Raw genomic sequence first — 16,179 nt, forward strand, 5'->3', positions numbered from 1 at the left:
CCAGCGTGCCGTGTCCGTCGCAGTCGACGGTGCCGTCGGTATCGGAGACGTAGTCGCCGCCGGGCTGCAGGGCGGGTAGCCGAGGATGTCGGTTCACACCGGTATCGATCACCGCGACCTTCTGTCCCGCGCCCCGGCTGAACTGCCAGGCGGCGGGCAGTTCGAGCACTCGCTGCGAGATCGGCGGCTCGTTGGGCGGGGCGCCGGTGAGCGCGGGTTCGGCGCAAAGATCCCGCTGCTCGGTGGGTTCCAGCGGGGCGGGACGGCCGCTGAGGGCCTGCGCGATACCGAGCGCACCCGGATCGATGGCGGGTGGTGAGATCGCGAAAGCGGGCGGCGTGGGCAGGCTCACCACGCCGATCACTGCGGCGACACTGGCCATCCGCAGCAGGCTGCGGCGGAAGGCGCTAGGTCTCATGTCTCCCTGCGCTCATATGTTTCTGGCCATCGAGTAGACGTTCATGATCCACAACACCAGCGGGATCAACGAGATGATCAGCATGTACTCGAAGATCTCGATCATCCGCCTGGTCACCGGCGTGACTTCGATATGCGGTCCGATCACGCCGAAGCCGACCGTGCCGGCCGCGAACACGACCAGCAGACCGACCACGAGCAGTTCCAGGTCCGTGTCGCCGACGGCAGCGCCGACGATCAGCGCGACGAAGGTCAGGCAGCCACCCGCGATCAGGGTCGCGGCCTGCGTGAGATCGGCGAAGGACCGGCCGCGCAGGCACAGGATGATCGCGGTGACGACGGCGAGGGTGACACCCTGCCAACGCGCCGAGCCCAGCGGGTCGGCCGCACCGAACGCGCCGATCACCGCGCTCAGCGTGCACGCGATGATCAGGCCGGACTGGTACTGGTTGGCCGCGCGGGCCCGCTCGCCGAGGCCGGCCGCCGACGGCAGCGCGGTGGCGCCGATCGCGCCGATGCCCTCGATGGTCGGGCGCGGTTCGTGATCGGCCGGGTCGATCGCCGCGCCCGCGGTGGGCACCGGCGGGATCGGCAGCCGGGCCAGGCCCGCGGCCAGCCGCGGCACCATCGACAGCAGCGCGATGCCCACCACCACCAGGCCGGCCGACAGCTTCGGCAGACCGGGATGCCAGACCATATACACCGCCGCCGAACCGCCCGCGATCACGCTGACCGCGGCCGCGGCGGAGAACAAGGTGGCACCCGTCCCGATGACCCGGTATCCGAGCACCGCGGCCACCAGGGTCAGCGAACAGCCGAGCAGCAGATGCGCACTCCCCAGCGCACCCGGCACGAACAGCGCGCCGCCACCGAACACCAGTAACAGGCCGTCCAACGACAGCCAGGTGGCGGTGATCGTGTCGAGATACTTGCGGGCGGCGAAGCCGGCCGCGACGAAGGCGCCGATGCCCGCGGCGGTCAGGATGAACGCGGGTGCGAGCGGATCGCCGTGCCCGCGCGCGTTCGCCAGCATCAGCAGGACGGTGAGCACCGTCAGCACCGAGGTGACCAGGCCGGTCCACCGTGCCGAGCTGCCGGTCCAGCTGCGGAACTCCTCCGCGGTCAGCCGGGAGACCGCGTCGATCACGTCGTCGAAGAGCGCGGGGGCTTCCTTCGAGGTGACCGAGCGCAGCACCAGCAGTTCACCGTCGTGCACGTCCGCGTCGTTGAGCGTGCGGCTCGGGGCGAAGGCCTCCTGACCGACCCGCGCCAACGTCCAGTGCTGGGCCTGCAGCGGCACCGAATCGTCCTCGGCGTCTATCTGCTCCGGATTACGGGATTCGATCAGGGCCACCAGATCGCCGATGAAGCCGGCGATCGGCACGGTCGCGGGCAGCCCGACGTCGAGCTGAGTATTACCGCCGATAACGGATACCCGACTCAATTCTGGCTCAGTAGCGCGTGCGCCACTGGTTGGTGTTTCGATCAACGACCCCGGACCCCCAGCCTCTCCACTGGCGATGGTTCACGCCCCAGCTGCACTGCGTGAATCTGTGCTGGGTGGAACGTCTTCTGAGTGAACGACTTCGACACCCTAAGACTCTCACCTAGACAACACTTGCGTTGCAACCTCCCGGCAGCTGAACCTAATGTAACGGACAGACCAGGCACTGCGCGATCGGTAGTCTGGAGTCCACAAGAACTCATCCCATCACTACGAACGAAGACTTCGGGGTCAGACAGCCATGACCGGCAATCGCCAAGCACAACGAGCCTTCGACGCCGGAATTCTGTCACTCGGACTGTCCATCGAAGGACAGGAATCCGCGCGCGATCTCGAATACGCGAAGCTCGCTTTTCAGCGGGCCACCGAGTGGGACCCCACCATGTGCGACGCCTGGCTCGGTCGCGCGGCCGCGGGTGAGCTCACCAAGGACGTCTTGTTCAACATGCACCGGACCAGCACCAGCACGCTGTACCGGGAGCAGCGCAGGCTCGGCCTGCAGTCCAGGGAGCTCGCCGGCCGCTTCCTGCCCGGCCTTTATATCGACTACCCGCTGTCGAGCTACACCGAGATCTGGCTGGCCTGGGCCGCGCAACTCATCGCGGACCAGGAGTACGACGAGGCCGAGCGCGTGCTCGACGAGCTCGACGCGCACCGCAAGTCGCAGCTCAGCGATCCGGACCGGGAGATCGACAACCGCATCTGCGCGTACGTGCGCGGCGTGCTGCACTACAACACCCAGCGCTGGCCCGATGTGATGGCCGTGCTGGCCGGTTCGGCCGAGTGGGACGATCCGTATCTCGCCGCGGGCGCGCACGTCATGGTCGGCACCGCCTGCGCCCAGCTCGGGCTGTTCGGTGAGGCGATCCGCCGGATGGAACAGGCCGAGGCGGGACCGATCCCGGCCGCCCGATCGACCGCTATGTTCTGTCGCGGCCTGTGCCTGCGCGAATCCGGCAACGAGGAGATCGCGCAGGGCCTGTTCGAGAAGGTGTATTCACAGGCGCCGGATTTTGCCGCGAACGCCGCCGCCATGCGCGACCGCACCTACCGGATCAGCGTCACCTCCCGCGAGACGATCGACGCCCGCACCGACAAGTGGGATCCGAACTCGGCGCCGTCGATGAAACAGCTGGAGCAGGCCGAGACCGAGGACCGCGCCAAGAAGATCCTGGCCGAGGCCCGCGCGGAGCTGGACTCCCAGATCGGCCTGTCCTCGGTGAAGACCCAGGTGGCCAAGCTGCAGTCGAGCGCGCAGATGGCGAAGATCCGCGCGGAGAAGGGCCTGGCCGCCGGCGCCCGCGGTCAGCACCTGGCCTTCACCGGCCCGCCCGGTACCGGTAAGACCACGATCGCCCGTGTGGTCGCCAAGATCTATTGCGGCGTAGGCATTTTGAAGACCGACAAGGTGGTCGAGGCCAAGCGCGTCGACTTCGTCAGCCAGAACCTCGGCGGCACCGCGCTCAAGACGGAGGCGCTGATCGACAGCGCGATGGACGGCGTGCTGTTCATCGACGAGGCCTACACGCTGATCCAGACCGGTCTGCAGGGCGGCGACTCGTTCGGCCGCGAAGCCGTGGACACACTGCTGGCCCGGATGGAGAACGACCGCGACCGGCTGGTCGTGATCATCGCCGGGTACGACGGCGAGATCGATCGCCTGCTGGCCGCCAATGACGGTCTGGCGTCCCGCTTTTCCAAGCGCGTGCAGTTCCCGTCCTACACTCCGGAAGAGCTCGGCGAGATCGGCAAGGTCATCGCGAACAAGCGCGATTCGGAGCTGTCCGACGAGGCCCTCGAACTGCTCGTGATCGCCTGCACCAAGCTCTATTCGCTGCAGAGCACCGACCAGAGCGGTCAGCCGCGCCGCGGCGTCGACCTGGCGGGTAACGGCCGGTTCATCCGCAACGTCATCGAGGCCGCCGAGGAGGAACGCGAGTTCCGGTTGGCCAACGACGAGTCGCTGGACCTGGCCAATATCGACGAGTCGATGCTGATGCGCATCGAGGCCCCGGATATGCACACCGCGCTGTCGGGCATCATCGCGTCGCTGAACGTCAAGGGCTTCAACGACTGACCCCCGCCGCCGGGTTACTCCGGCGGTTCCAGGGGGAGCTGGTCGCGGGCGGTGAGGGCTTCCTTCTGGGACAATGTCGCGCCCGGCACCATCTGGCCGATGATCGGCCACGGCGCGAGACGTGGCGTATTCCCGAGGCCGAGCACCTGCGCGGTCGCCATATCGGGGATGCCGTAGCGCACACCGTTATCGGCGACGTAGAACAGGCTGCCGCGGCGCGGGCTGCCCGGCCCCATCCCGGTTACCTGCACGAATTCCCCGGTGCCCGGCGGGACGTACACCGCGTCCACGTGATCGCCGGTCCCGTCCGCGGTAGCCAGCGTGACGGTCTTGGCGGATTCGGCGATCGGCACGCGGACACCGGCGAGCAGCGTGATCGCCGCGCGTTCGTTCGGGCCGTCGCCCGCATCCACCTTGCGGTTGGCCGGGGCCGTGCCCGGCGTCTTGGTCCACGCCACGCAAGTGACGGGCGCGTCCTCCGCATTCAGGATCTTCGGCGGTTCCACCGGAAAGTCGTTGACCGGCAACGAATGCAGGATCGGCAGCCGGTCCAGCACGTCCGGCGGCATGGTCGGGATATCGCTCATCCCGTGCGAATCGGCGAACCGGATCACCTGCGCGGTGAACGGGCTCACCGGCTGCAGGCCCTCCGCGAGCACCACGTACAGACCGGGTTTGCCGTCTCCGACGTCACTGACCGAAATGACGCCGCCCACCGGAACTTTCGACAGCGGGCCCGGTCCCGGTTGCCCTGCCTGCGGGATCTGCGGCGCCGTGATCGCGGGGACTTCCGTTGTCGCACCGAGCATTCCGGTGCCGATCGGGCGGGCCCGGTGCGCCGTCAGGTTCAGCGCGCGCACCAGCACCGAGTTGTTGGGGTCGATCTCGGCCCGCTTGCCGTCATAGACCAGGTAGGTCTTGTCGCTGCGCTTCACCAGCAGCGCCTGGTCCGCGCCGACCGTGCGGATCCGATCGCCGAGCTCCGGTTTGCCCGCGATGATCGTCGTGGTGCCACCGGTCGCCGAGGCCGCGCTACCGCCCTGCGACAGTGCGATCGTCTCGCAGAGCGTCCACGCCGACCGCGAGCCCTGCGACGACCCGGGCAGCGCGCTCGGCGCGCCGGGGATGCCGACCATCGGGCCGCGCGGCATGTCGTTGAGCTTGCTGTCCTTGACGCCGTGCGGCTCGGCGTTGCTGCCCGTGATCAATCGGGCCGAGGCCAGGTTGAGCACCGGGTGCAGCGTCTTGCTGCCGTCCTCGGCCTGCACCACGACGTATAGTGCGCCGCTCTGCTTGCCCGAGACGATCAGGTTGTCGCCGATCGCGCCCTGAGGACGCAGGAAGCCCAGGATCGCCGCACCGGCGATGATGAGGATGCCGAGCACCAAACCGACCCACAGCGAACGCACCTGGGACCGCATAGGGTCGTGCAGCATCCGCACATCACGCCGCACCAGCGCGTGATCGAGTCGGCGCAACAGGAATCGATACCCGTTGACCTGGGCTCGGGTGGTCAACTGTGCCGGCACAAGGTCTCCATCGAACTGTCGAGAACCATCTTCATCGACACGGTACCGTAATTCCAGGACGGCCCTGAACCGATGAATTCATGGCTGGCGGAGTATCCGCACGGGTGGCAGACAGGGACTACACGGTGACGACGAGTGTGAACGAGACCAGGCCCGACGGGGCGACCGAGCAGGAGGGCGGTGCGGCGGCAGCGCCCGGCCGCACCTCGACCTACGACACCCTGCGCGATCCCGAATTCTGGCTCTTCCGTGTCTATCCCTTGCGGGTAGTGGTGCCCATGGTGGTGCTCGCCGCGGTGGCGGCCTGGGTCGTGCTCGCCACCACCGAGAACCTGTGGGGCGCGGTCGGTACCGGCGTCGGAATCGCGCTGATCGGCTTGATCCCGATCCGCGGCCGCACCCTGGCAGGCATGATCGGCGGCGCGCTGGCCCGCCGGCGCAGCGGTCTGCGGCCCGCGGACCAGCTCACCCAGGCGCCCGCCTTCGACGTGCCGTTCAGTGAAGGCGGCGGTTACGGCGTGCGCTGGGACGGCGAACTGCTGCTCACCATGCTGCGCATCGACCCGCCGCCGGACACGATGACGCTGCTGCGTCGTGGTTCGCTCAGCACCGACCAGCTGCTGCCGCTCACCGAGATCGCCCGCTGCTTGGACCAATTCGACCTGACGCTGGCCAGCGTGGACATCGTGAGCACGGGGGCGCGCACGGCGGGCACCGGCATCATCTCGCACCTCTATGACCGCATCCTCGGCCCGCTGCCCGCGATCGCGCACCGCACCCTCTGGCTGGTGCTGCGGCTGGACCCGCTGGCCAACGCCGAGGCGGTGGACAAGCGCGGGGGCGGCGGTACGGGCGCGCTGCGCACCGCGATGATCGCCACCCGACGGGTGGCCAACCGGCTGGCCGCGCACGACATCGCCACCTCGGTGCTCACCGCCACCGAAATGAACACCGCGGTCCGGGAACTCACCCACGGCTTCGAGGTCGATCAGCTCACCGAATCGCCGAGATCGCTGGAGTACCAAGGCCGGTACCTCACCCAGTACCAGATCGGCGCGGACATGATCGCCCCGGCCGGCCTCGCCGATATCTGGACGGTGCAGAGCCTGTCCACCACGGTGACCCTGCGGCTGCGCCCCGGCGCGAACCGGCACGACACCCGGGCCGATCACCTGGGCACCGTCGTGCTCAACGCCGTCGTCCGGTTCGACACCACCTTCGAGCCCGACGAACCGCCGCTGCCCGGCCTGCGCGAGCTGCCGGGCAATCAGATGCGAATCCTGTTGGACACCTTGCCGATCGGCGCCACCGGACGCTGGGGCTCGGATACCGGCTACCGCGGCACCATCGCCGCGCTCACCGATATCGCGGTGCCGACGGCAGGCTGTGGGCAGTTGATCGGCGCCGACGAACTCGGCCAGGGCATCGCGGTGCCGCTGGTCGGCGAGGGCACCCGGCACCTGGAGGTCGTCGGCAATCTCGACCTGGCCCAGCAGGTGATCCTGCGCGCCACCGCGCTCGGCGCGCACGCCATCGTGCACACCGCACGGCCGGACGCCTGGCACACGATGGTGACCAATCTCGATGCACCGCACGTCATCTCGATCGCGCCGCGCTCCGCGGGCGCCAGCTATCACGCGCCCGCCGCGCCACCGCTGCCCGCCGCGCCCTATCCGAGCACGACCGTGGTGGTCTTCGACGGCATCGCGCCCACCGCGCACGCGGGCGGCGCCACCATCGTGCACGTACGGACGCCGGACGAGCCGCCCGCGCCGATCGACGCGGACGTCACGCTGCTCCAGGATCCGCTCGCGCCCAACCGGATCACCGTGCGCACCGCCACCGCGAGCGCGACCGTGTTCATGGTGACGACGCCGGACGAGATGCACTACATCGGCGAATCGCTCGCCGCACGCTGAAGCACACCGGGCCCGCCCGCGCGAAAGCCCGGGCGGGCCGGGTGTATTCGCGCTCGACGCTCCGAAAACCGAAACGGCCGACCGGAACTCGCAGGTTCCGGCCGGCCGTCAGGTAGCCGTCATCTCAGAATGCGGCGAAACCGTCGCCGACCTTGCCGTCGGCCTCGAGCGCGCGCTGCAGCGCGTTCTCGACCTGAGCACCGAGGGCATCCAGCTTCTGCAGGGTGTCCTCCAGACTCGTGGTGAGGTTCTTGTGCGCCGCGTCGAAGCCCTGCGACGCGTTCTCACCGGTCAGGTTGTCGTGGAACGCCTTGGCGGCGTCGTTGAGCGAGTCGATCTCGCCCTTCATCTTGCCGCCGTGGTTCTGCAGGTCGCTGTACAGCTCGTTCATGGCTGCGGGATCGTAAAGGATGGTCATTCTTTATTCCTTAGAACGATGGGGTTCCGATAAGGGATGGACAGACCGTCAGGCCTGGTCCATGGCCTGCAGGGTCTTCTTGCCGCCGTCGACGGCCTGCGAGAACTGGTCGAGCCGCTTGTTCAGGTCCTCGGCTTCGTCGTGCCAGTCACGGGCGACCTGAACGAACTTGTCGGACGCATCGCCCTTCCAGCCCTTCAGCACATCCTGTGCGGCCTGATCGATTTCCTTGACCGAAGTCCGCAGGTTGTTGATCGCGGTCTCCAGATCACCGACGACCTTGTCGACGCCACCGGCCTCGACACCAACAGCCTTGCCCGAGCCACCGAGAGAGGTGAGAGACATTTCTTTGACCTTTCGTCATTTTTGTTGATCGCTGTCCCATACGAGCGATCTCGTTGCAATACGAGACAACCGAAGTTGCACCCCGAGAACTACTGAGGCAGCCACCTCCCCCCGGGTAACCCCTCGATCAACGTGGCGACTGCTTGCGCAACCCGATGATCGGTACCCGGTGTGACCGTGGACCAGACCTGCTGGTCCGGAGAAACCATCGGCGCCGCGACGATCCGCCCGCGAGCGGTGTCGTACACGGCGACGGCGCCGGGCGCCCTGGTGGTCACACCATCCTCATGGGCGCACGCCACGATCTCGGCGTAGGCGTGCGTCGCACCGAAGGTCAGCCCCAAAGTGGTGGCGTCGCGATCGGTGGCACCCAAGGCATAGAGAGCGTCGGTGAGCTCGCTGGATGTCGCGGCTCCATCGAGCCGTTCGGCCAGCTCCGCTGCGGGGACGCTGAAATTGGGGATCTCGGCGGGCGGGCACGCGTCCATGGCCGCGAGCACCGGTCGCACCAGGTCGGCGGCTGAGCCGTCGGTCCACACCGGGCGCACGTCGAAGTCGTTGCCCGAGCGCACCGCGACGGCATGCATATGCGCGCGGCGCACCACACAGACTCGGCGCGAACCGTTTCCGGTGTAGATGCGGGCCGCCAGCTCCTGCTCCGGGTGGGCCAGGGTGAACAGCACGTCGGCCAGCTCCGGATCCACCTCGCCGTGCGCGTCGATCAGGCCGTCGTCGATCAGCGTGGCCACCGCCGACTCCTGCGCGCGCTGCCACTCCTCGAACGAATCCTGTTGCGGCCCTACGGCCAGCGCCAGCGGCAGGGTCTGCACCCCGGCTCGGTCCGCGACCGCGAGCAACGCGTCGTTGGTCAGCACGGTCACGGCGCACCGCCGGTTTCGGTCCGGGTCTCGGTGGGCGCCTTGGCCACTGCCTCGGTGCCGCCGAGCACGGCTGGGGCAGCTTGGATTTCGCCTTCCAACCCGATCTGATCGGCCTCGCCCGCCAGGCTGGCGCGCGGGAACCGAGCCGAATCCTGGGCTCCGCCCGCGGCGCCCATCGCGCCGGGGGCGATCGGCGCGGACTGTCCGGTCGCGGCCGTGGTGCCGACCTGCGTGCTGCGCGCCACCGGCTCGGCCGCGGTGGTCGATTGCGAGAACACCGGAGCCCGATAGGCGGACAGCGCACGCGGCGGCAGCGCGGGAATGCCGATCGAACCCACCGGCACACCGGGGAAACCCGGCATCGCCTTCGGTGCCGCGGCCGCGGCGGCCGCCGCGGACTGCTCCGCGACCAACGCCTGCTCGGGCGCGATCTTCGGCGGTTCCTGATGCTGCCACGGCGTCGCCAGCGGCTCGGCCGCCGATTCGTAGCTGCGCATCACCCGCGACGCAACGGCTTTCGCCACATCCGCGTCCGCGTCGGTGTCCGCGGCGACGGCCCGGATCGGTGCGCCGAGCATCGCGCCCACGCTCTCCACCGCCTGCTGCACCTGCTTGATCTTCTCGATCTCCGCGGTGTTCGGCATGGCCAGCCTGGCCACCTCGTACGCGGTGACCTGCGCCTGCAGGCGCGCGGCATTCGAGCTGGCCGTCGCCGCCGCGTCGACCAGCCACTGCCGCAGCGTGGACACCTTCTCCATGACCTCGCCGCTGCGCCCGGACTGCCAGGCACCGCGCAGCGAAGCAAGAACCTGCTCGTATTCGAGCACCGCCGCGCCGAAAACCGTGGCGAGCCGCGCCCATTCGGCGGCTGCCTCGGCCATCGGCAAGGAACCCGGCCCCATGGTGAGGTCCTGCGCGAGCCGCTCCGGCGGCCGCGCTTCCCACACCACGCCGGTGAACCCTGGCTTCGGTGGTTCGATCATTGCTGCGCTGTGCCCTTCCATGGACCGTGCCTCAGACGGCCCGGCCGCCCGCGGCGTCGAAGTCCGCGACGCTGTCGGTCTCGATCTGCGCGAACTCGTTCGTGTGCATCCGCAACGTGGCCGCCAGCTTGCGCATCTCGTGCACGCTGGCCTGCGCGCTCGCCAGATACGAGGTGGCGACCTCGTTCCCGGTCTGCGCCGCCCGTCCGGAGACTTCGTCGGCACCCGCGGGCTGAATCCGCAAGGCTTCCTCCGCCGCCTGCAGATCCGCGGTCAGCCGGTCGGCCAGTACATCGAGTCCGTTCGATGCCTTCCCCGCCGCGACAGCGTCGAATTGAACGCTCGCGAACGCGTCTTCACCACTCATGAGTCCTCCTCAAGTCAGAGTGTGAGTTCTTTATCCGGTGGCGGTTCCGACGTGGTGTCGGCCGCGCCGACCACCGGCAGCGAGACCCCCTCGATCCGGCCGACCACTTCGTCGCCGTGCTGGCTGGTCACCATCTGACCGCGCAATGCGTCGGTAGACGATTCGCCGTCCCTGGCCATGCCCGCGGCGCCCATCGCCCCGGCGCCGCCCATCGGCATCATGCCGGTACCGGCACCGGTCGAGCCCGACATCGCCGCAGCCGCAGCCGGACTCGCGCCGACACTGCCCAGCCCGGTGAGCGCGCCCACCGAACCGCTCGCGACCCTGGTGCCCTGCCACGGATTCAACGGCTGCGCAGGAGCGGCCGCCGCGCCGGGACCGGGGCCGTACGCGCCCACGCCCGGGCCGGCCCCGCGCGCAGCCTCCGCCTTGGCCTTCTCCTCGTCGGAAAGCTCGCTGGCCACATGGGCTTTCGAATCGATGGGCGATTTCGGCGCGCTGAGCGACGAACTCGCCTGTGCGAGCTGGCCGAGCGACTGGGCCGCCGTGCTCGCGGTGCTGATCAGCGGCGTCACCAAACTCATCAGCTGACTCAGCTGGTCGGCGCCGCCCGCACCCGCAACGCCCTTGGGCGCGTTGGTGATCGGGACCTTCGTGCCCGCCTTGGTCATGGTGCCGCTGTGCCCGAGCAGTTCGCCCTTGGTCTTGACGGTGATGCCGAGCGCCTCGGCCATCGCCTCGACCGCCGACGCCGCCAGGAACACCTGTCCCGCAGGCGTGGCCGCGTACAGGGGTGCCAGCGCAAGGGTCGCGGAGAACTTCGCCACCACCGCGGACATCAGGCCCGCGCCGGTGAAGACGCTGCCCGCCGCCTCGCCGAGGACGAGCTTCTCCTCGGTGCTCTGCGCCTGCAGCTTGCCCGCATCCGCTTGCGCCTCACCGGCTTTCTTCGCCGCCTCCATCGCCGCCAGGCCCTGCCAAACCGACATCGCCGTCTGGATCGCCGAGGTGCCGACCTGCATCACCGTCTGCATCACCGTGGAGATGCCGGACAGCAACTGGGTCGGGTCGGGCGCGGGCGCCGGTGCGGCCGCGTTCTGCGTACCGTCCGCGTTGGCCGGAGCCGGGGCGGGCGCGGCAGCGGGCAGCTGACCGCTGCCGAACGCCGACGCCAGATCGGTCAACGGCCGCATCAGCGCCGTCAGATCGAGCGGCGGCAGCGGCGGCATCTCCGGCATCTGGATGTGCGAGGGCATCTCGGGCAGGTTCGGCAAGCCCAAGTTGTGCAGGATGTCGTTCACCGGCTGGTCGAGCATCGGGGCAAGAACACTGCCGCGCAACAGATCCAGCACGGTGGGATCCAGTGGCTCCGCCCCCGGCGGTGGGATGGCCCCGGGATTGGTCATGACTTCGAGCTGACCGATCCGATGGCCGCACCGGACGCACTGTCGGTGACCTCGTACGTGCTCGCGGCCTGATGCGCGGTCAGCGCCGTACCCGCGTGCACCGCGGCGAGCTCGGCCACCGAGGACAGATGATTCGCCTGCGCGAACGCGAACGCGGCGAGGAATTCCTGACCGATCAGGCCGAACACCGGCACCACAGTCGCGATGGTGGCGGCTTGGTCGACCGCACCCGCCGTCGCGACGCCGGCCGCCATGGCGGCCGAGGCGGAGCCATAGGCCCGAACCGCATCCGGAACAACTTCAATGTGATTCATGACTGTGCGTCCAATCCCGAAACACCCCTCGATGTTTCGTGCAAAACCTTACCTATCGGAACGTAATTCGCTGATAACTGCGGGCTCATCCGGTGCGCTCACCTCGCGCTTTCCTCGTTGTAAGCGGTAACCAGCCCGGCCCGCTCGGCGAAGGCCCGATAAGCCGCCGCCTGCGCGGTGTCGACCAGTGTCTTCTCGAAATCCGCGGGCGTGAGTTTGGCGATCGCGCCGGACAGTTCCAGCCCGACCAGCGCGCCGTTGCCGTCCACCGACGCCGTGACCGCGCCGTCGGGCGAGGTTTCGGTGACCAGGATCGCGGCGGTCGCGTCGTTGAGATCACGCAGCCGGTACATCTGCTGCTGCACCCGAGCGATCAGCTCGTCCATCGTGTCGACCATGAGGTCCTCCCGAATCCTCTCTCCCCGCTCAGACCGATCGAAGCCAGCTCTGTGGCTCGGTCTCGTATTCCTGCTCTTCGATGATCTCCTGCCGCGCGACTTCCTGCTCGGTGGGCAGACCGGTCATCGCCAACATCTCGGACGTGAAACCCGCTTCCTTCAGCTGGTTCCGCCGAGCCAGGCCGGCTCGATTCGCCGACTGTTTGCACAATCGCAATATCTCCGCCGCCAAGGCTTCCGGCGCGCGCCGCAATTGATCTTGGTCGAGCTTGATCCCCAGCGGAAGGCCCTGTTCGGTGGTGCGCACGGCGAGCGACCCGGTCAGCGAGGTCACGACGAATTCCGTCGGAAACTCCTGCCCCGTTTCATCTTTAGGTGCCGTCATATCCGCCCCTCTCCAGACATGGGATCAATAACAGCGTCTCACGCACGTCAACCCCCTTTATGCTCGTTCGTCTTTGATGACCCGAACCACCTCGGCGACCCGGCTGTTGATCATCTGCACGAACCGCTTACCGTCGGCCGCCACCGCCACCGGCGGGGATTCCTCGGTGATCACATAACGACCGTCGTCTTCGATGTCGCGCCACTGGAGTTGGTGGCGGGTGACACCACGAGGGCCGAATCGCGAACGCCCCTGCCTGACATCGACGGTGCCGCGATACTCGATCGGCGCGGCCAGAAACTTCTCTGACCGGCGCTGCACAGGATCCGAAAACGAATCCCGCACAACAGAACTGGCGAATGAATAGTCCAGTTCCTCCGCGTGATCCTCCGCGGGAAGAAGGAAGTCGGCCTCGCGGCCCGCCGGCACGTCGGGAAGTGCCGCTACCACCTTGTCCGCCAATCGCACCGCGTCACATTCGACAATGGTGTATCCACCACTGTGCCAATATGTCTCCCCGGGTTTCTGTGTCACGATGTATCCGGTATCGGCACGACGAACGGCCAATACCCGCACAAGTGTTTCCACTTTGTTTTCATCGCGACCGTCATATCCGTTGACCGCGATCGAGATCTCCGGCGAGCACAACGTCTCCAATACCTCGCCCATGAACTCCGGGTACGTAGCCTCCACATGTGCGACGGCCCGCCGCATCTCGTAGTCGAGTTCACTACGAGTACGCGCCCGTGTCGTACAAACCAATGGCCATGGCAACCATGTCGTCGTCGCCCGTTCCCAGACGGCGAAGAGTTCGAGATCGGTGAGTGTCCAGGTGCGGTTCATTGCTCTACAACAGGTTTGACCACTACGGGCGCGTCACCGATCGCGTCTTCCAAGTGCTCGGTGGAATCGAGGTAGTCGGCTCGCTTGTGCTCCTTCTGCTGGCCGGCGGCGCCGGGGCCGGGGCCGGGGCCCATGCCCATGCCACTGGCGGCAAGACCCGCACGGGTCGCCGCGGCGGTACCGGTGGTCGTCGCCTCGGCGCGCGGGAACAATTTCGAGGCCTTGTCCAGGCTCTGATTCGTCGCGAGGCCCTTCGGCGCGCCGCCAGGGCCGCCCGCTCCTCCAGCACCCTTGCCCGCGGTGCCCATCGCCTTCTTCGCCTGCTCCTCCAGGTCCTTGAGGCTGGGGAGACCGGGAATGCCCGCCAGGCTCGCCTGCTGCGCGGCCTGCTGTGCCGCACTGGCCAGCTGTTGCCCCAACTGCTGGCCCGCCTGCGCGACCTGCTGGGCTATCTGCGAAGCCTGTTGCGCCGCTTGCTGAGCAGCCTGCTGCGCGGCCCGCTGTTGCTCTTGGCGCTGCTGCTCCTGGGCACGCTGCTGCTGCTCCTGACGCGCACGCGCCATCTGCTCTTCCAGCGCCTTGCGCTGCTGTTCAGCCTGCTCCTGCAAGCGCCGCTGCTGGTCTTGCTGCTGCTTTTGGTTCAACCCCGGGTTAGCGGTGCCGGGAGGGCCGGGCGGTCCGGGTGGGCCGGGCGGCCCCGGCTCGTGGGTCTGCTGCTTGGGACCTTCGGGAAGGGGCAAGGCCGGGAAGGCGGTAGACGTGGTCTCCATACCCGGCTCGTACCAGGCCTTGAAGGTATCCCGGGCCAGTCCGAGCTCGATATTCTGATTTTCCTTCGACAGCGTATTGGCAGGGGACTCAGGCATATTCACCTGAGTGGTCTTTCCCCAGTTGTACGCATCCATCAGATTACTGCTCATGGTGTACATGGCCTGGACCAGAGCCGACCCTGTACCGGTATATATTCCGACAGCTTTCTTTGCGCTGTTGGCACCGTAACCGGTCCACTGCTCCGAATCCACGAGGTTCGAGATGTCCCTCTTGAAGTCGGAGAATCCTCGATCCAGCTGTACCGCCATTCGATGCCAGTCCGAAGCCAGGTCCTGAACGTAGTCGATGCCCCGCAATGTCGTGTGCAGCTTGTGCAAGTCCTCGAACCCGAGAGTCGAAGCGGGCTCGGCGTCGATTGCGGCACCCTTGTCCGTGACCTTCAGCCCGGAAGGCAGACCTTCGTACTTGCCGATCTGCCAGTTACCCTTGTCGTCCCGCTTGGACTTCTCGTACTTGTCCTTCGCCGCAGGAAGCTTGTTGTCGTACCAATGATCCGGATCGGCAACTTCCCCGTTGTAGTGTTGCTCGGCGTGCTCGATGCCTTCAGCGGGGTGCCGGCTGTTCTGCAACCTGGTGAGCTCAGCCTTCGAATCCGTGTCCGCGTTCTTATATTTGTTACCCGCAATAAGAAATGACTGAGCCATATCAGTCAAAATCTTCTTGTGCGCGTCGATGACCTCTTCACGAAACTTCGTGCCGATTTTGTAGACTTCCCGCGTCATCTCCTGGCCCGAGCCCAGGTGACCGAAAAGCTGATAAGACGTCGGCAGTTTCTGATCCGAAAGTTCATCCGCTCGACCTACCACCAGGTCGATGATGTCGAGCATGTCCGCGCAATAAGTCGCCGCCTTGGTCGCGACGTCATGATCCAGTTTGAGCGCACCGGGCCTCTTGAAGCCCTTCCAGTCGTCCTTCGGCTCACCCATCGATCATGCTCCTAGCAGCTCGAAGTTCCGAGTACGGGCACGGCGATACTGCCCGGCAGCAGCAAGCTCCCTACCTGTCCTCGGCATCGAACGACACGCATGCGCTGGATCCCTCATCCGCTACTGGCCCTCCTCGCAGCTGCGATGCTGACGCTGTGTGCGCACGTCGGCCTCGCAGCCAGTTACTACAGCGTCCCAATCCTATGGGTACTAGTGCTTGCCTCGCACGTACAGACCCGAATCTTGGTGGCACATGCACATCGTGTCCGAGGCATCTTGCCCACCATCAGAAATAACGCAGGTACGCCTCCCGAAAGCGTCGTCGTGCAGCAACTCGCTGGTCACCCTACCGTCGCTGGGGTGTGGCTCGCGCACTACTCGAATGCGCGGTTGATGGCGGCTTGGCGGGCGGCGGCGTTGGAGCCGTCCAACTGGCCGGCGAAAGCGGCTTCGGCGGCGGCGATCAGGTGGCCGGGGATGTTCGGGTAGGCCTCGGCGATCTCCCACAGGACGTTCGCGGTGCGCAAGTCCAGGCCGTTGTCGGTGGGCACACCGGCACCGGTGCGGACCGCGGTCAGCGCCTCGTCGAAGAACAGGCGCAGTTCGTCCTCGCTCGGGTGATCCGAGAGCATGATT

The 16,179-nt window shown here is 67.3% G+C and carries 16 protein-coding genes and 1 pseudogene; 2 read left to right on the plus strand and 15 right to left on the minus strand.

Annotated elements, in window-relative coordinates; genetic code table 11:
• Both NBRGI_RS05450 and eccD read right to left on the minus strand, forming a co-directional pair.
• Positions 1–382 (minus strand): annotated as a pseudogene (locus tag NBRGI_RS05450) (type VII secretion-associated serine protease mycosin); the annotation flags it as partial.
• Between the two features lie 48 nt (positions 383–430).
• The gene (eccD, locus tag NBRGI_RS05455) at positions 431–1,861 is read right to left on the minus strand and encodes a type VII secretion integral membrane protein EccD (RefSeq protein WP_051727519.1); all 1,431 of its coding nucleotides are present in this window, start codon (positions 1,859–1,861) and stop codon (positions 431–433) included.
• A 301-nt stretch (positions 1,862–2,162) separates the two neighbouring features.
• Between eccD and eccA the strand changes: the two genes are divergently transcribed.
• Entirely contained in the window at positions 2,163–3,998 is a 1,836-nt protein-coding gene (gene eccA / locus NBRGI_RS05460) for a type VII secretion AAA-ATPase EccA (RefSeq protein WP_029893145.1), read from the plus strand.
• A 14-nt stretch (positions 3,999–4,012) separates the two neighbouring features.
• On the opposite strand, the gene eccB is transcribed toward eccA, so the two are convergent.
• Positions 4,013–5,527 (minus strand): type VII secretion protein EccB, encoded by a 1,515-nt coding sequence (gene eccB / locus NBRGI_RS05465; RefSeq protein WP_029893146.1) that lies wholly within the window; start codon positions 5,525–5,527, stop codon positions 4,013–4,015.
• A gap of 125 nt (positions 5,528–5,652) precedes the next feature.
• Between eccB and eccE the strand changes: the two genes are divergently transcribed.
• Positions 5,653–7,446, plus strand: a complete 1,794-nt coding sequence (eccE, locus tag NBRGI_RS05470) for a type VII secretion protein EccE (RefSeq protein WP_235210863.1) — start codon at positions 5,653–5,655, stop codon at positions 7,444–7,446.
• Positions 7,447–7,570: 124 nt separating this feature from the next.
• Here eccE and NBRGI_RS05475 read toward each other — a convergent pair whose 3' ends face one another.
• The 12 genes from NBRGI_RS05475 to NBRGI_RS05530 form a co-directional block, all read right to left on the minus strand.
• Positions 7,571–7,864 (minus strand): WXG100 family type VII secretion target, encoded by a 294-nt coding sequence (locus tag NBRGI_RS05475; RefSeq protein WP_029893148.1) that lies wholly within the window; start codon positions 7,862–7,864, stop codon positions 7,571–7,573.
• Between the two features lie 48 nt (positions 7,865–7,912).
• The gene (locus NBRGI_RS05480) at positions 7,913–8,209 is read right to left on the minus strand and encodes a WXG100 family type VII secretion target (RefSeq protein ID WP_029893149.1); all 297 of its coding nucleotides are present in this window, start codon (positions 8,207–8,209) and stop codon (positions 7,913–7,915) included.
• An 89-nt stretch (positions 8,210–8,298) separates the two neighbouring features.
• A complete protein-coding gene (locus NBRGI_RS05485; protein ID WP_029893150.1) occupies positions 8,299–9,090 on the minus strand; it encodes an ESX secretion-associated protein EspG in 792 nt (263 codons plus the stop codon).
• Entirely contained in the window at positions 9,087–10,073 is a 987-nt protein-coding gene (locus tag NBRGI_RS05490) for a PPE domain-containing protein (protein ID WP_029893151.1), read from the minus strand. The genes NBRGI_RS05485 and NBRGI_RS05490 overlap by 4 nt, the downstream gene beginning before the upstream one ends.
• Before the next feature lie 31 nt (positions 10,074–10,104).
• A complete protein-coding gene (locus tag NBRGI_RS05495; RefSeq protein ID WP_014981752.1) occupies positions 10,105–10,440 on the minus strand; it encodes a PE domain-containing protein in 336 nt (111 codons plus the stop codon).
• Between the two features lie 14 nt (positions 10,441–10,454).
• Positions 10,455–11,846 carry a hypothetical protein gene (locus tag NBRGI_RS05500; RefSeq protein ID WP_051727520.1) on the minus strand — a complete coding sequence of 464 codons (1,392 nt, stop codon included), beginning with the start codon at positions 11,844–11,846 and terminating at the stop codon, positions 10,455–10,457.
• A complete protein-coding gene (locus tag NBRGI_RS05505; RefSeq protein WP_029893153.1) occupies positions 11,843–12,160 on the minus strand; it encodes a type VII secretion target in 318 nt (105 codons plus the stop codon). The genes NBRGI_RS05500 and NBRGI_RS05505 overlap by 4 nt, the downstream gene beginning before the upstream one ends.
• A gap of 98 nt (positions 12,161–12,258) precedes the next feature.
• Positions 12,259–12,558: a YbaB/EbfC family nucleoid-associated protein gene (locus NBRGI_RS05510; protein WP_029893154.1), complete on the minus strand. Its 300-nt coding sequence runs from the start codon at positions 12,556–12,558 to the stop codon at positions 12,259–12,261.
• Positions 12,559–12,586: 28 nt separating this feature from the next.
• The gene (locus tag NBRGI_RS05515) at positions 12,587–12,943 is read right to left on the minus strand and encodes a hypothetical protein (protein ID WP_014981748.1); all 357 of its coding nucleotides are present in this window, start codon (positions 12,941–12,943) and stop codon (positions 12,587–12,589) included.
• A gap of 57 nt (positions 12,944–13,000) precedes the next feature.
• Entirely contained in the window at positions 13,001–13,786 is a 786-nt protein-coding gene (locus tag NBRGI_RS05520; protein ID WP_029893155.1) for an ESX secretion-associated protein EspG, read from the minus strand.
• Positions 13,783–15,543 (minus strand): hypothetical protein, encoded by a 1,761-nt coding sequence (locus NBRGI_RS47225; protein WP_029893156.1) that lies wholly within the window; start codon positions 15,541–15,543, stop codon positions 13,783–13,785. Before NBRGI_RS47225 ends, NBRGI_RS05520 begins: the two co-directional genes overlap by 4 nt.
• A gap of 374 nt (positions 15,544–15,917) precedes the next feature.
• Complete coding sequence (locus NBRGI_RS05530) at positions 15,918–16,175, minus strand: hypothetical protein (RefSeq protein ID WP_029893157.1); 258 nt, start codon at positions 16,173–16,175, stop codon at positions 15,918–15,920.
• Between the last annotated feature and the right edge of the window lie 4 nt (positions 16,176–16,179).

Origin of the sequence: Nocardia brasiliensis IFM 10847 (assembly GCF_000710915.1) — a bacterium.
Taxonomy (GTDB): domain Bacteria; phylum Actinomycetota; class Actinomycetes; order Mycobacteriales; family Mycobacteriaceae; genus Nocardia; species Nocardia brasiliensis_A.

Excerpts from the sequence above, each read along its gene's own strand:
- eccA (WP_029893145.1), top strand. The coding sequence starts at position 2,163 with ATGACCGGCAATCGCCAAGCACAACGAGCCTTCGACGCCGGAATTCTG.
- NBRGI_RS05475 (WP_029893148.1), bottom strand. The coding sequence starts at position 7,864 with ATGACCATCCTTTACGATCCCGCAGCCATGAACGAGCTGTACAGCGAC.
- NBRGI_RS05480 (WP_029893149.1), bottom strand. The coding sequence starts at position 8,209 with ATGTCTCTCACCTCTCTCGGTGGCTCGGGCAAGGCTGTTGGTGTCGAG.
- NBRGI_RS05490 (WP_029893151.1), bottom strand. The coding sequence starts at position 10,073 with ATGATCGAACCACCGAAGCCAGGGTTCACCGGCGTGGTGTGGGAAGCG.
- NBRGI_RS05495 (WP_014981752.1), bottom strand. The coding sequence starts at position 10,440 with ATGAGTGGTGAAGACGCGTTCGCGAGCGTTCAATTCGACGCTGTCGCG.
- NBRGI_RS05500 (WP_051727520.1), bottom strand. The coding sequence starts at position 11,846 with ATGACCAATCCCGGGGCCATCCCACCGCCGGGGGCGGAGCCACTGGAT.
- NBRGI_RS05505 (WP_029893153.1), bottom strand. The coding sequence starts at position 12,160 with ATGAATCACATTGAAGTTGTTCCGGATGCGGTTCGGGCCTATGGCTCC.
- NBRGI_RS05510 (WP_029893154.1), bottom strand. The coding sequence starts at position 12,558 with ATGGTCGACACGATGGACGAGCTGATCGCTCGGGTGCAGCAGCAGATG.
- NBRGI_RS05515 (WP_014981748.1), bottom strand. The coding sequence starts at position 12,943 with ATGACGGCACCTAAAGATGAAACGGGGCAGGAGTTTCCGACGGAATTC.
- NBRGI_RS05520 (WP_029893155.1), bottom strand. The coding sequence starts at position 13,786 with ATGAACCGCACCTGGACACTCACCGATCTCGAACTCTTCGCCGTCTGG.
- NBRGI_RS47225 (WP_029893156.1), bottom strand. The coding sequence starts at position 15,543 with ATGGGTGAGCCGAAGGACGACTGGAAGGGCTTCAAGAGGCCCGGTGCG.
- NBRGI_RS05530 (WP_029893157.1), bottom strand. The coding sequence starts at position 16,175 with ATGCTCTCGGATCACCCGAGCGAGGACGAACTGCGCCTGTTCTTCGAC.